Source organism: Streptomyces sp. NPDC092296, from assembly GCF_044755465.1.
GTDB lineage: Bacteria > Actinomycetota > Actinomycetes > Streptomycetales > Streptomycetaceae > Peterkaempfera.
Window position 1 is genome coordinate 1,121,133 of the sequence record NZ_JBIVRB010000001.1, and the last position, 13,050, is coordinate 1,134,182.

Below are 13,050 nucleotides of genomic sequence, written 5' to 3' on the forward strand. Positions count from 1 at the left end.
GAGGCGCCCTCAGATGTCCAGGCCGTGCTCCAGGGTGTCGAGGGCGCGGCTCATCAGGTCGACCAGGTGGTCCCGGCCGCCGGTGTCGGCCCAGTACAGGATGACCTCGGTGACGGCGGCCATCAGGCCGGCGGCGGCGACGCGCATCTCCAGGGTCGGCTCCCCGCCGGACCGGTCGGTGAGCGCGCCGAGGATCAGATCGCGGGACTGGGTCGTCTGCACGGCCAACCGGGCGCGCAGTCCGGGCACCTCGTTGACCAGCCGCATCCGGGCCAGCAGCTCGTCGTGGTCGCTCTCGTACACCTCCGCCAGCAGGACGAGCAGCACCTTGCGGGCGGTGGTCATGAACGGCTCGTCGGCGGGGCGGCTCCGCAACGCGGCCAGGATCGCCGGGTCGTACTCGTCGGTGAGGACCAGGTCCTCCTTGGTGGCGAAGTAGCGGAAGAAGGTGGACGGCGAGACCTCGGCGGCGGCCGCGATCTGGTCGACGGTGGTGGCGTCGTAGCCCTGCTCACCGAAGAGTCGGTACGCCTCGCGGCGCAGCCCCTGCCGGGTCTTCAGCTTTTTGCGCTCGCGCAGCGACAGCGGCGCCTCGATGATCTGCTGCACCTTCCGGGGGCCGCCGCCGGGACCGGTGGCGGGCCCGGCGGCGGCGAGGGTGCGAGCAGCGGGGGTCGGCTGTGCGGAGGTCATACAGACGATTCTCCGCGATCACCGCCCATGGCTGCCAGGGGCGCGGCCTCAGGTCCCCCCGGGGCGGGCGTGACCGGCGCGGCGGCGGCGCGCCCCGGCATCCGGGCGCCGACCAGTACGGCGGAGACCACCGCGACCACCCCGGCGACCAGGAGTACCCGGTCCATGGCGTGGACGTACGCGGCGTGCGCGGAGGCGGTCAGCGCCAGGTCGTGCAGCTGCTGCGCGACCGCGTCGGCGGCGGCCACGGAGTCCCGGGCGGTACGGGCCGCGGCGGCGGGCAGGCCGGTGGTGTCCAGCCGCGCGGTGTACGCCCCGGCCAGCAGGCTGCCGAAGGCGGCGACCCCGATCGCGCCGCCGACCTGCCGCAGCGTCTGGAGCAGCCCGGAGCCGACCCCGGCCCGCTCCGGGGTGAGGGTGGCCAGCGCGGCGCCCATGGCCGGGATGATGGACAGCCCCATGCCGAGGCCGAGCAGCGGCAGCCAGCAGGCGGCGAAGCCGTAGCCGTCGCCGGTCCCGGTACGGCTGCCGAGCAGCAGCGCGGCCGCCACCAGGGCCAGCCCGGCGGTGATCAGGGTCCGGGCGCCGAGCCGGACCAGCAGCCGGTCGGTGATCCGGGAGGCCACCAGCAGGCCGCCCATCATGGGCATCAGCCGCAGCCCGGTGCCGAAGGCGTCGGTGCCCAGCACGGCCTGGAAGTACAGCGGCAGGACGAAGAAGCCGCCGAAGACCATCACCGAGACCAGCGTCGCGGCCAGCGCCGACCAGCGGTAGCCACGGTCGCGCAGCAGTGAGAGGTCGAGCATCGGCCGCCGCTGCCGCAGGCTGCGCAGCACCAGCACGGTGAGCCCGGCGACCGCCGCGCCGAGGGTGGCGACCACCAGGCCGTCGCTCCAGCCCCGGGTGGGGCCCTCGATGATGCCGTAGGTGAGGCTGCCCAGGCCGCCGGCGGCGAGCACCGTGGCGACCAGGTCGATCCGGGGGGCGGCGGGGTCGCGGGACTCCGGGATGAGCAGGACGCAGGCGATGATGCCGATGGCCACCAGCGGCAGGTTCACCAGGAAGACCGAGCCCCACCAGAAGTGGTTCAGCAGCAGCCCGCCGACCAGCGGGCCGAGCGGCATACCGGCCGCGAGCGCCGAGGCGAGGGCCCCGATGGCGCGGCCCTGCTCCTTGACGGGGAAGAGGCCGGGTACCACCGCCATCGACAGCGGCATGATCAGTGCGCCGCCGACCCCCATCACGGCGCGGGCGGCGATCACGGTGCCGGGGGAGTCGGCGAGCATGCCGAGCAGCGAGGCGGTGCCGAAGAGCGCCAGGCCCACCGTGAGCATCCGGCGGCGCCCGAACCGGTCGCCGAGCAGCCCGGCCGGGAGCATCGCGGCGGCGAAGACGACGGTGTACGAGTCGATGATCCACTGCTGCTGGCTGGTGCTGGCGTGCAGTTCGGTCGCCATGGTCGGCAGGGCGACGTTGAGGATCGTCAGGTCGAAGCTGATCACCAGGACGGAGAGCACCACGGCGGTCAGCGCCCACCAGCGGCGCGGGTCCGGGGGCGTGTTCGGGGGCGTGGGAGCGGTCGGCATGCTACTGCCCTTCGGTAGTGGGTACCTAATGAGAGTAGCTATCAAAAGATGGCTTCTGTCAATATGGGCGGGTGGTGCATGCCGAATTGTCGGATGGTTGACGTTCCGTTCGTCTGCTCGCAGCACAGTGCTGCCACCGTGGGTGCAGTGGGTGGTCCGGGCCGGTGACCGCCGGATGGAGCCGGGAGGGGGCGTCGATGGGCGGGCGGATCGCTGGGAGTCTCGCCGTGGTCGTGGTGGCCGGGGTGGTGGTGGGCGCGTACCTGCTGGGCGGCCCGCCGCTGGTGCTGGCCGTCGCGGCGGTCGCCGCCGGCTGGGCGATGGCCCGCGCCGGGCGGCCCAGGACGCACGCGGCCCCGGCAGCGCGCGGAGCGGCTGCCGGGGCCGGCGGGTCGGGGGTGGCGGCGGAGCACTGCGAGCGCTGCCGCCGGGCACGGGCCGCGCTGCCACCCGGTGGGTCGGGGGCGGCCGGTGGGTCGGGGGCGGCCGGGGGAGCAAGGATGTCGGGGGCGCCCGGGGCGGGCGGCCTCAGCTGGTGGCCGAGTACGCCACGATCGACACCCCCACGTACTGGACGATGAAGGCGGCCAGCGTCAGCGAGTGGAAGACCTCGTGGAAGCCGAACCAGCGCGGTGACGGGTTGGGCCGCTTGAGGCCGTAGATCACCCCGCCCGCGCTGTAGAGCAGCCCGCCGATCACGATCAGCACCACCACGGCGACGCCGCCGGTGTGCAGGAAGTCCGGCAGGAAGAAGACCGCCGCCCAGCCCAGCGCCAGGTAGCACGGCGTGTAGAGCCAGCGTGGCGCGCCGACCCAGAACACCCGGAAGCCGATCCCGGCCAGCGCCCCGGCCCAGACCAGCCAGAGCAGCACCTCCCGCCGCCCGCCGTGCAGCAGCAGCAGCGTGAAGGGCGTGTAGCTGCCCGCGATGATCAGGAAGATGTTGGCGTGGTCGAGCCGCCGCAGCACCGCCTCGCCGCGCGGCCCCCAGGTGAAGCGGTGGTAGAGGGCGCTCACGCCGAACAGCAGCCAGGCCGACACCGAGTACACGGCGCAGGCGATCCGGGCCCGGGGGGAGTCGGCCAGCAGGATGAGCACGATGCCGCCGACCACCGAGGCCGGGAACATGCCGGCGTGCAGCCAGCCGCGCAGCTTGGGTTTCACCGGCCGCATCTCGTCGACCGCATGCTCGACCGCATGCTCGACCGCATGCTCGACGGCATGCTCGGCGGCAGGCCCGAGGGCGGCGATCGGGGGGTCGGCCGCCGGGGCGGTCGCGGGCGTCGGGAAATCCTCCGCTGTCATGGCCGACATGCTACCTACGGAACCGTAGGTTACCGCTAGGTACAACGTGTCGATGGTCACTCGCGCCGTTGCGCCCCCGCAGCCTTCCACGCGCCCCGATGCCTTCGATGCCACAGAATTTCCGGTTCGTCACCCGCCTGCTGCCCGGAAAGTCACGCGTGGTGCCCCAGGGACGGGAAAGGTGCTATGTCGCACAACGTCCGGCGGAGATACCCTGCCGACAACCCTCAACCATGACGCCGGTTCAAGGACGAACCGGCGTGAAACGGAGCGATCGTGTCGTACGAGAACTCTGCCCTCGACAAGACAGCCCCCACCAAGCACAAACCACTCCTGGCCTGGGTGAACGAGATCGCGGAGCTCACCCAGCCCGACCGGATCGAGTGGTGCGACGGCTCGGAGGAGGAGTACCAGCGGCTGTGCGGACTGCTGGTCGAGAAGGGCACCTTCACCAGGCTCAACCCCGAGAAGCGCCCCAACTCCTACTACGCGGCCTCGGACCCCAGTGACGTCGCCCGCGTCGAGGACCGGACCTTCATCTGCTCCGAGCAGCAGGAGGACGCCGGTCCCACCAACAACTGGAAGCACCCCGACGAGATGCGCGGCATCTTCCGGGAGCTGTTCCAGGGCTCGATGCGCGGTCGCACCATGTACGTCGTCCCGTTCAGCATGGGCCCGGTCGGCTCCCCGCTGGCCGCGTACGGCGTGGAGATCACCGACTCCGCGTACGTCGCCGTGTCGATGCGCGTGATGACCCGCATGGGCCAGGCCGTGCTGGACCACCTCGGCACGGACGGCGACTTCGTCCGCGCCGTGCACAGCGTCGGCGCCCCGCTGGAGCCGGGCCAGGCCGATGTCGCCTGGCCGTGCTCCGGCACCAAGTACATCTCGCACTTCCCGGAGACCCGCGAGATCTGGTCGTACGGCTCCGGCTACGGCGGCAACGCGCTGCTCGGCAAGAAGTGCTACGCGCTGCGGATCGCCTCCACCATGGCCCGCGACGAGGGCTGGCTGGCCGAGCACATGCTGGTGCTCAAGCTCACCCCGCCGACCGGCGAACCCCGGTACGTCGCCGCCGCCTTCCCCTCCGCCTGCGGCAAGACCAACCTGGCCATGCTCCAGCCGACCATCCCCGGCTGGCGGGTGGAGACCATCGGTGACGACATCGCCTGGATGCGGTTCGGCGCGGACGGCCGGCTGTACGCCATCAACCCGGAGGCCGGCTTCTTCGGCGTCGCCCCCGGCACCGGCCCGGACACCAACGCCAACGCCATCGACACCCTGTACGCCAACACGGTCTTCACCAATGTGGCGCTCACCGACGACGGCGACGTCTGGTGGGAGGGCCTCACCGAGGAGCCCCCGGCGCACCTCACCGACTGGCGCGGCCAGGACTGGACGCCCGGCTCCGGCACCCCGGCGGCCCACCCCAACGCCCGGTTCGCCGTCCCGGCCGCGCAGTGCCCGACCATCGCCCCCGAGTGGGAGGACCCGGCCGGCGTCCCGATCTCGGCCATCCTCTTCGGCGGCCGGCGCGCCAGCGCCGTCCCGCTGGTCACCGAGTCCTTCGACTGGCAGCACGGCGTCTTCCTCGGCGCCAACGTCGCCAGCGAGAAGACGGCGGCGGCCGAGGGCACCGTGGGCGAGCTGCGCCGCGACCCGTTCGCGATGCTGCCGTTCTGCGGCTACCACATGGGCGACTACTTCGGCCACTGGCTGAAGCTGGGCGAGCAGGCCGACCCGGCCAAGCTGCCGAAGATCTACTACGTGAACTGGTTCCGCAAGAACGCCGACGGCAAGTTCGTCTGGCCGGGCTTCGGTGAGAACAGCCGCGTACTGAAGTGGATCATCGAGCGGCTGGAGGGCACCGCCGAGGGCGTGCGCACCCCGATCGGCGTGCTGCCGACCGAGGACACCCTCGACCTCAAGGGCCTGAACCTCACCCAGGACGACCTGGAGCTGCTGCTCACCGTCGACCGTGAGATCTGGAAGCAGGAGGCGGCACTGATCCCCGAGCACCTGGAGCGCTTCGGGGAACACACCCCGCGTGCGCTGTGGGACGAGTACGAGCGGCTGGTGGAGCGGCTGGGCTGACCGCCCGGTCCGCCGACCGCGTACGGCCGGTGCCCCGGGACGACCCCCGGGGCACCGGCCGTCGGCGTGCTCAGCCCCGGGCCGGCCCGCCGACCGGGGCGACGACATGGCCGCCGCCGGCCGAGCAGTGCCAGCTGCCGGCGACCCCGGAGGCGTGCAGGCCCAGGGCGTGCGCGGGGCAGAGCGGCCACACCTGGCGGCCGGACTCCAGCACGGTCTGCTGTGCGGCGTCGGCCACCAGCGCCAGCAGCTCCAGCGGATCGGCCAGCAGCTCCGCCGCGTCGCCGGACCAGCCGCGCTGCCACACGGCCGGACCGTATGACTCGCCGTCCGCCGTCGCGACCTTGATCTGCCGCCCGCCGTCACTCCAGTCGTACCGCCGCAGCTCCAGCGGCGCCCGGTCCGGCCGGGTGGCGGCCAGATCGGCGTTGACCAGGGCCAGCGCCGCCCACAGCCGGGGCTGCTCGTCCGGTTCGAGCGGGCCGGTCAGCACTTCGGGGCCCGGGGGTGCGCCGGGCCCGTCGGAGAGGCGGATCTCCAGGGACGAGGAGTACGCATCGCTCATCGGCCGATCCTGGCACCCGCCGCCGGGCCGGGGCAGCCGGATTCAGGCCGTGGTCGCCGGGTGCAGCGCCTGCCTGGCGTCCTGGTGGGCGTCCATCCGGGTGCAGGCCAGCATCGCGGTGGCGGTGTCCTGCTGGGCGGCTGCCACCACCAGGACCCGCCCGGCCAGGGTCTGGGCGCGGGCGTGCAGCTGGGCGAGGGTGCCGCCGGGCGTCGACGCGGGGCCGTACGGCGGCGGGCCGCCCGCCGGGGCCAGCTCCGCGATCCGGGCGGCGACCTGCCGGGCCGCGCTCTCCAGGTCGGCCCGCTGGGCGGCGAGCAGCTCGTCCGGCGCGGCGGCCAGGGCGGCGGCGGTGGCCGCGCGCAGCTCGTCGGTGGCGGCGAGCAGTGCGGTCAGATGGCCGGCGAGCTGACTGGTCAGATGGGCCGGCCGGGCGGCGGTGGCGCTGTGGTCGCTGCTGTTGTGGTGGGCGGCGCGCGGGCGGGCGGCGGCCACCGGGGCGGGCTCCCGCAGGGTGTGTACGGACTTCTGGCGGATCGGCTCGTACATGGGTGCCCTCCTTACGCCGAGCATATCCGGACTTGGACTAAGTCTAATTCCGGTTGCGGTATATGTCAGGCGAACGGAGTGTTTCCCGTACGGCGGCTCCGGCGCAGCACGAACGCGGTCAGGGCCACGCTCTCAGGGCTGGGTGTAGCCCTGGAGGAAGGTGCCGATCCGGGTCACCGCGTCGGAGATCTCCTCCGCACGCGGCAGCGTCACCAGCCGGAAGTGGTCCGGCTCCGGCCAGTTGAAGCCGGTGCCCTGGACGATCAGGATGCGCTGGGACCGCAGCAGATCCAGCACCATCTGGGCATCGTCCTTGATCTTGTAGACCTTGGGGTCCAGCCGGGGGAAGGCGTACAGCGCGCCCTTGGGCTTCACGCAGCTCACCCCCGGGATGTCGTTGAGCAGCCGCCAGACCGCGTCCCGCGACGCCAGCAGCCGCCCGCCGGGCAGGATCAGATCCTTGATCGACTGCCGGCCGCCCAGCGCCGCCGCCACCGCGTGCTGCGCGGGCATATTGGCGCAGAGCCGCATATTGGCCAGCACCGACAGGCCCTCGATATAGCTGGCCGCGTGGTCCTTGGGCCCGGACAGCGACATCCAGCCGGAGCGGAACCCGGCCACCCGGTACGCCTTGGACAGCCCGTTGAAGGTGACACACAGCAGGTCGGGCGCGAGCGAGGCGGTCGGGGTGTGCGTCACGCCGTCATACAGGATCTTGTCGTAGATCTCGTCCGAGTAGACCAGCAGCCGATGCCGGCGGGCGATGTCCAGCAGGCCCTCCAGCACCTCCACCGGGTAGACCGCGCCGGTCGGGTTGTTGGGGTTGATCACCACCATCGCCCGGGTGCGGTCGGTCACCTTGGCCTCGATGTCGGCCAGGTCCGGATACCAGTCCGACTGCTCGTCGCACCGGTAGTGCACGGCCGTACCGCCCGCCAGGCTCACCGACGCCGTCCACAGCGGGTAGTCCGGCGCCGGGACCAGCACCTCGTCCCCGTCGTCCAGCAGTGCCTGCATCGACATCTGGATCAGCTCGGAGACGCCGTTGCCCAGGTAGACGTCCTCCACGGTGAGACCGTGCAGCCCGCGCTCCTCGTAGTGCATCACCACCGCCCGCCGGGCGGCGAGCAGACCCTTGGAGTCGCCGTAGCCGTGCGCGTTGGCCAGGTTCTTCAGGATGTCCTGGAGGATCTCCGGCGGGGCCTCGAAGCCGAAGGTCGCGGGGTTGCCGGTGTTCAGCTTCAGGATGCGGTGACCCTCGTCCTCCAGCCGCATCGCCTCGTCGAGCACCGGACCGCGGATGTCGTAGCAGACATTGGCGAGCTTGCTGGACTGGATGACCTGCATGCCGGCCACTCTACGGGCCGCCCCCGGCCGCCGCCCCTTGTTGTTCACCACCTGGACCCAACTGGACCCGACCCCACCCGGACGAGCCCTAGACTCGACGCCGACGAGGGGGGACGTCACCATGGCGCATCCGAGCATCCCGGCGGCACTGGCCGGAGCCCTGCTGGGCCTGCTCGCCGGCCCCTGGCTGCGCACCGCCGCCGCCCGCCACACCGACCCGCCCCGGCTGCCCGCCGTCCAGGCCGCCGCCGCGACCGCGCTGGCCCTGCTCGGCGCCGCCACCGGCTTCGCGCCCATCACGGCGGCACTGGGCTGGGCGGCCCTGCTCGGCGTGGCGCTGGCCTTCGTGGACGCGGCCGAACACCGCCTCCCCAACGCCCTCACCCTGCCCGCCTTCGCCGGCACCGCCGTGCTGCTCACCGCCGCCGCCCTCGGCACCGGCCATCCGGGTGTACTGCTGCGCTGCCTGCTCGCCGCCGCCGCCCTGGGCGCGCTGTACGGCACCATGGCGCTGGTCGCCCCGGTCGGCCTCGGCGACGCCAAGCTCGCCCCCACCCTGGGCGCCCTGCTCGGCTGGTACGGCTGGTCCGCCGTCTTCACCGGCCTCCTCGCCGGCTTCCTCCTGGCCGGCCTGCACGGCACCGCCCTGCTCCTCACCCGCCGCGCCCGCCGCGACGACCCGCTCCCCTTCGGCCCCTTCATGCTGCTGGGCGCCCTGGCGGCGGTGCTTCTCGCGGCCTGACCGCCGGTACGCACGTCGCATGGCTGCGCCAGCCTTCGGATGTTGCGGTTGCTTCGTTTATTTCGGATAGTGGATAGCAGGGGATAGCAGGGAAGGAGTGGTTGGTATGAAGGGTTCTACGACCGATCGGCCCGAACCTTTGGCCGATTCCGCCGTTGCTGCCGAAGCGCTCAAGACCGTGCGAAGGTCGCTCGCCCAGCACCCCGGCCGGGCGTCGATCCAGGTCCGGGTGGAGGACGAGCCGGCCGGGGAGCTGACCCTTCCCCGGGAAGCGGTGGAGCTGCTGGCCAGGGTTCTCGCGCTGATGGCCGCAGGCCGCACGGTCTCCGTGGTGCCCGCGCATGCGGAACTCACCACGCAGCAGGCGGCGGATCTGCTCAATGTGTCGCGTCCGTTCCTGATCGGCCTGCTGAAGGCGGACGAGATCGAGTACCGGATGGTCGGTACCCACCGCCGCATCCGCGCGGAGTCGCTGCTGGCCTACAAGCACCGGGACGACCAGTCCAGGCGTGCGGCGGCCGACGAGCTCACTGCGCTGAACCAGGAGATGGGGCTGATCTGAACCGGTGGCATTCGTCGTGGTCTATGACGCCTGCGTCCTGTATCCGAGCACGCTCCGTGACCTGCTGATCCGCATCGCACAGGCGGGGCTGGTTCAGGCGAAGTGGACGGACCAGATCCTGGACGAGGTCTTCCGGAACCTCAAGGAGAACCGACCGGACCTGAGCCCCGACAAGCTCGACCGGACCCGCAGGCTGATGATGCGCGCGGTCGGTGACTGTGCGGTGCTGAACTACCAACCACTGATCGAGGTCCTGGAACTTCCCGACCCCGATGACCGTCATGTGCTGGCCGCTGCGATCAAGGCCAAGGCGCAGCTCGTCGTGACCCGCAACCTGGATGACTTCCCGGCCGACGTCCTGGCGGACTGGGGAGTGGAGGCCAAGCATCCGGACGACTTCGTCGTGGACCAGATCGGACTCGACCGCCAGGCCGTCTATGCCGCAGTACGGCAGATCGCGGACTCCTGGCGGAATCCGCCCGGGGCGGTGGAGGACGTGCTGGTCAGGCTGGAGAAGGACGGCCTGCTGGAGAGCGTGGCACTGCTCAGGGCCTGAGCCGCGGCAGGGCCGCCGCCACGGAGATCCGTGACGGCGGCCTTGCCGCGCCGGTGGTGCGGTGCGGGCGGTCAGGGCATGGTGTGGACGTGGGCGCCGACGGTATTGGAGAAGGCGTTGCCGTTGGCGGCGTCCCAGTTGGTGGACCAGGTCATGGCGCCGCGGATGGTGGGCCACTTCGCCGGGGGGACGAAGCTGCCGCAGTGGGTGCCGGTGGCGATGCAGTCCAGGGCGTCGTTCACCACGGACGGCGAGACATAGCCGCCGCCGGCCGCCCGGGTGGAGGCGGGGACGCCGATGCCGACCTGGGAGGGGTCCAGGCCGCCCTGGATGTGGGTGCAGATCTGGGCGGTGATGAAGTCCTCGGTGCCCTGGGAGTACACCTTGCCGTCGCAGCCGTTCATCGCGCCCGAGTTGTAGAACTGGGTGTTGACGACGGTCAGGATGTCCTTCACGGCCAGCGCCAGCTGGAAGTACGCACCGCCGGTGCTGTACGTCCCGATGGTCTCCGGCGCCATGGTGAGGATGAGGTGCGAGCCGGCCTTGGCGGCCAGGGAGTGCAGCGACTGCGCCATATAGGTCGGGTTGACGCCGTTCTCCAGGTCGATGTCGACGCCGTCGAAGCCGTACTGCTGCATCAGCGCGTAGGTGCTGTTGGCGAAGTTGGCGGCGGAGGTGGCGTCACCGACGCTGATGGTGCCGTTCTGGCCGCCGACCGAAAGGATGACCTTCTTGCCCGCCGCGTGCTTGGCCGCTATGTCGGCTTTGAAGTCCGCGTCGGTGTAGCCGCCGAGCTTGCCGGAGAGCGCCGGGTCGAGGGTGAAGGTGATGCCGCCCGGCTTGGTCGGGTCGGTGTCGGCGAAGGCGACGGCGATGATGTCGTACGCGCTCTGCACGTCGGACAGCCGTTGCACGGTGGCGCCGTTGTCGAAGTTCTGCCAGTAGCCGGTGACCACGTGCTTGGGCAGCCCGCCGGTGCTGGGCGGGGTGGTCGGCGGTGTGGTCGGCGGGGTCGTGGGCGGAGTCGTCGGCGGCGTGGTGGGTGGGGTCGTGGGCGGCTTGGTGGGGGGCGTCGTCGGCGGGGTGGTCGGCGGCGTGGTGGGCGGGGTGGTCGGGCCGGTGCCGCCCGGCCCGACGAGCAGCACGTCGTCGGCGCTGAACGCGGCCTGCCCGTACCAGCCGTGCAGCCAGATGGTGACGCTGGTGGTGGCGGCGCCGGTCTTGAAGCTGGTGCTGAGCTGGCTCCAGGAGGTGGAGCTGGTCCAGGTGGAGACGTCCGTGGTGCCGTTGCCGGTGGTGCCGAGGTAGACGTACGAGCCCTGCACCCACGCGCTCAGCGTGTAGGTGGAGTTGGGCTGCACGGACACCTTCTGCTCGCACTGGCCGGTGTCGGAGGCGCTCGGGGTCGAGGTGAGGGCGTACGAGCCGGAGTGCACCGGGGAGGTGCCGACGCTCGCGGTGCCGGAACAGGTCCAGTTCGCCGTGGTGCCGGACTCGAAGCCGCCGTTGACGGTCAGGTTGCCTTCTGCGGCGCCGGCGTCGGCCGGCAGCAGGACGAGCCCGGCCGCGGCGGCGCCGAGGGCGGTGGCGCCGGCGGCGAGGGCGCCGATGGTGCGCTGACGCCTTCTGTGTGCAGCACGTGCCATGGGTACGTGTCTCCTTGCGCGGAGGGCGGACCGCCGCGTGAGGGGCGCGGCGGTCCGATGGGGGGAAGGGTGGTGCATGCGGCACGGCGCGGCCCGTCCCAGGGGCGGTGGGCTCGCGGGGCTGCGCTCACAAGGTGGACTAGACCAATGGGGGGCGTCAAGGGTCCGTGCGCGACTTACGGCTCCCTTAAGGTGCCGATCAGGACAGGCCGTTGCCGCCGTCGACCAGGCGGTTTCGTCCGCGTACAGCCGAGCGGAGTAGTCTGCTGAGGGGCAAGTGCACGGAGGGGCTGAGCGCCATGGGTCTGCGTGACCTGGTCTATCGCACGCCGGGTCTGCGGAACCTGGTCTACGGGGTATACGGACGCCGGGTGGAGGCGCACCTCGATCCCGCGCGGGTGCCACGCCATGTGGGCGTCATGCTGGACGGCAACCGCCGCTGGGCCCGTGCCGCCGGGATCAGCACCGCCGACGGGCACCGCCGGGGCGCGGACAAGATCCAGGAGTTCCTGGGCTGGTGCGAGGAGACCGGCGTCGAGGTGGTCACCCTGTGGCTGCTCTCCACCGACAACCTCACCCGTCCGGCCGAGGAGCTGGTGCCGCTGCTGGGCATCATCGAGGACGCGGTGCAGGGCCTGGCCGACGCCCGCCGCTGGCGGGTCCACCCGGTGGGGGCGCTGGACCTGCTGCCGCAGAGCACCTCCCGGGTGCTGAAGGCGGCCGAGCAGGACACCATGGAGGTGACCGGCATCCTGGTCAATGTCGCCGTGGGCTACGGCGGGCGGCATGAGATCACCGACGCGGTGCGCTCGCTGCTGCATGACCACGCCGAGCGCGGCACCTCCATCGAGGACCTGGCCGACTCGCTGGACACCGAGCACATCGCCGCCCACCTCTACACCCGGGGCCAGCCCGATCCCGACCTGGTGATCCGCACCTCGGGCGAGCAGCGGCTCTCGGGCTTCCTGCTCTGGCAGAGCGCGCACAGCGAGTTCTACTTCTGCGAGGCGTACTGGCCGGCGTTCCGCAAGGTCGACTTCCTGCGGGCGGTCCGTGACTACGCCGCACGGCACCGGCGCTTCGGCGGCTGAGGGCTGCGGCTGCGGCAAGGCGGGCCGGGCAGGCCGGGCGGGGGCGCCACGCGGGGGCGCGGGGGTCGTACGGGGGGCGTCCGACCGGGCCGGGGCGGTTCGGGCCGGAGCCGGGAATGCCCGGTAACGGCCGGTAGTGGCCGCAATCGACCGGACCGCATCGCCGCTGATCGTGGCATATGCCAAAAGAGTGCGATACCCCCGCCCCACAAGGGCAAACGCCCCCGGTGGACGCGCTGTCAGTTGCCCGCTCCCGGCATGCACCGGCGGCTGCGCGGGAATACTCGGGCCAGACCGGGACCTCGGCCACCGGG

Annotated in this window: 12 protein-coding genes; 5 read left to right on the top strand and 7 right to left on the bottom strand. The window is 72.0% G+C overall.

Annotated features, from left to right (window positions below):
- Positions 1-9: 9 nt before the first annotated feature.
- The 3 genes from ACIQGZ_RS05220 to ACIQGZ_RS05230 all read right to left on the bottom strand — a co-directional run bounded on the left by ACIQGZ_RS05220 (position 10) and on the right by ACIQGZ_RS05230 (position 3,452).
- Complete coding sequence (locus ACIQGZ_RS05220) at positions 10-693, bottom strand: TetR family transcriptional regulator (protein WP_402599461.1); 684 nt, start codon at positions 691-693, stop codon at positions 10-12.
- Complete coding sequence (locus tag ACIQGZ_RS05225) at positions 690-2,279, bottom strand: DHA2 family efflux MFS transporter permease subunit (protein WP_402599462.1); 1,590 nt, start codon at positions 2,277-2,279, stop codon at positions 690-692. The genes ACIQGZ_RS05220 and ACIQGZ_RS05225 overlap by 4 nt, the downstream gene beginning before the upstream one ends.
- Positions 2,280-2,807: 528 nt before the next feature.
- On the bottom strand, positions 2,808-3,452 hold the full coding sequence (locus tag ACIQGZ_RS05230; protein ID WP_402599991.1) for a hemolysin III family protein: 645 nt from the start codon (positions 3,450-3,452) through the stop codon (positions 2,808-2,810).
- A gap of 408 nt (positions 3,453-3,860) precedes the next feature.
- Between ACIQGZ_RS05230 and ACIQGZ_RS05235 the strand changes: the two genes are divergently transcribed.
- Positions 3,861-5,678: a phosphoenolpyruvate carboxykinase (GTP) gene (locus ACIQGZ_RS05235; protein WP_402599463.1), complete on the top strand. Its 1,818-nt coding sequence runs from the start codon at positions 3,861-3,863 to the stop codon at positions 5,676-5,678.
- Positions 5,679-5,748: 70 nt separating this feature from the next.
- On the opposite strand, the gene ACIQGZ_RS05240 is transcribed toward ACIQGZ_RS05235, so the two are convergent.
- The 3 genes from ACIQGZ_RS05240 to ACIQGZ_RS05250 form a co-directional block, all read right to left on the bottom strand.
- Entirely contained in the window at positions 5,749-6,243 is a 495-nt protein-coding gene (locus ACIQGZ_RS05240) for a hypothetical protein (protein ID WP_402599464.1), read from the bottom strand.
- A 42-nt stretch (positions 6,244-6,285) separates the two neighbouring features.
- Positions 6,286-6,792 carry a hypothetical protein gene (locus tag ACIQGZ_RS05245; RefSeq protein WP_402599465.1) on the bottom strand — a complete coding sequence of 169 codons (507 nt, stop codon included), beginning with the start codon at positions 6,790-6,792 and terminating at the stop codon, positions 6,286-6,288.
- Between the two features lie 132 nt (positions 6,793-6,924).
- Positions 6,925-8,139, bottom strand: coding sequence for a pyridoxal phosphate-dependent aminotransferase (locus ACIQGZ_RS05250; RefSeq protein WP_402599466.1), 1,215 nt, complete (start codon positions 8,137-8,139; stop codon positions 6,925-6,927).
- Between the two features lie 121 nt (positions 8,140-8,260).
- On the opposite strand from ACIQGZ_RS05250, the gene ACIQGZ_RS05255 reads away from it, so the two are divergent.
- The 3 genes from ACIQGZ_RS05255 (at position 8,261) to ACIQGZ_RS05265 (ending at position 9,999) form a co-directional block, all read left to right on the top strand.
- Positions 8,261-8,881, top strand: a complete 621-nt coding sequence (locus ACIQGZ_RS05255; protein ID WP_402599467.1) for a prepilin peptidase — start codon at positions 8,261-8,263, stop codon at positions 8,879-8,881.
- 106 nt (positions 8,882-8,987) lie between these two features.
- On the top strand, positions 8,988-9,443 hold the full coding sequence (locus ACIQGZ_RS05260) for an excisionase family DNA-binding protein (protein ID WP_402599468.1): 456 nt from the start codon (positions 8,988-8,990) through the stop codon (positions 9,441-9,443).
- Between the two features lie 4 nt (positions 9,444-9,447).
- Positions 9,448-9,999, top strand: a complete 552-nt coding sequence (locus tag ACIQGZ_RS05265) for a PIN domain-containing protein (protein ID WP_402599469.1) — start codon at positions 9,448-9,450, stop codon at positions 9,997-9,999.
- Positions 10,000-10,070: 71 nt separating this feature from the next.
- Here the strand turns inward: ACIQGZ_RS05265 and ACIQGZ_RS05270 are convergent, their stop codons facing one another.
- The gene (locus ACIQGZ_RS05270) at positions 10,071-11,645 is read right to left on the bottom strand and encodes a chitinase (protein ID WP_402599470.1); all 1,575 of its coding nucleotides are present in this window, start codon (positions 11,643-11,645) and stop codon (positions 10,071-10,073) included.
- A gap of 299 nt (positions 11,646-11,944) precedes the next feature.
- On the opposite strand from ACIQGZ_RS05270, the gene ACIQGZ_RS05275 reads away from it, so the two are divergent.
- Positions 11,945-12,736: an isoprenyl transferase gene (locus ACIQGZ_RS05275; RefSeq protein ID WP_402599471.1), complete on the top strand. Its 792-nt coding sequence runs from the start codon at positions 11,945-11,947 to the stop codon at positions 12,734-12,736.
- Positions 12,737-13,050: the final 314 nt, after the last annotated feature.

What these genes read in the sequence shown, in the direction of transcription:
- ACIQGZ_RS05275 (WP_402599471.1), top strand. Translation starts at nt 11,945, where the DNA reads ATGGGTCTGCGTGACCTGGTCTATCGCACGCCGGGTCTGCGGAACCTG.
- ACIQGZ_RS05245 (WP_402599465.1), bottom strand. Translation starts at nt 6,792, where the DNA reads ATGTACGAGCCGATCCGCCAGAAGTCCGTACACACCCTGCGGGAGCCC.
- ACIQGZ_RS05240 (WP_402599464.1), bottom strand. Translation starts at nt 6,243, where the DNA reads ATGAGCGATGCGTACTCCTCGTCCCTGGAGATCCGCCTCTCCGACGGG.
- ACIQGZ_RS05260 (WP_402599468.1), top strand. Translation starts at nt 8,988, where the DNA reads ATGAAGGGTTCTACGACCGATCGGCCCGAACCTTTGGCCGATTCCGCC.
- ACIQGZ_RS05220 (WP_402599461.1), bottom strand. Translation starts at nt 693, where the DNA reads ATGACCTCCGCACAGCCGACCCCCGCTGCTCGCACCCTCGCCGCCGCC.
- ACIQGZ_RS05255 (WP_402599467.1), top strand. Translation starts at nt 8,261, where the DNA reads ATGGCGCATCCGAGCATCCCGGCGGCACTGGCCGGAGCCCTGCTGGGC.
- ACIQGZ_RS05270 (WP_402599470.1), bottom strand. Translation starts at nt 11,645, where the DNA reads ATGGCACGTGCTGCACACAGAAGGCGTCAGCGCACCATCGGCGCCCTC.
- ACIQGZ_RS05230 (WP_402599991.1), bottom strand. Translation starts at nt 3,452, where the DNA reads ATGCGGCCGGTGAAACCCAAGCTGCGCGGCTGGCTGCACGCCGGCATG.
- ACIQGZ_RS05225 (WP_402599462.1), bottom strand. Translation starts at nt 2,279, where the DNA reads ATGCCGACCGCTCCCACGCCCCCGAACACGCCCCCGGACCCGCGCCGC.
- ACIQGZ_RS05250 (WP_402599466.1), bottom strand. Translation starts at nt 8,139, where the DNA reads ATGCAGGTCATCCAGTCCAGCAAGCTCGCCAATGTCTGCTACGACATC.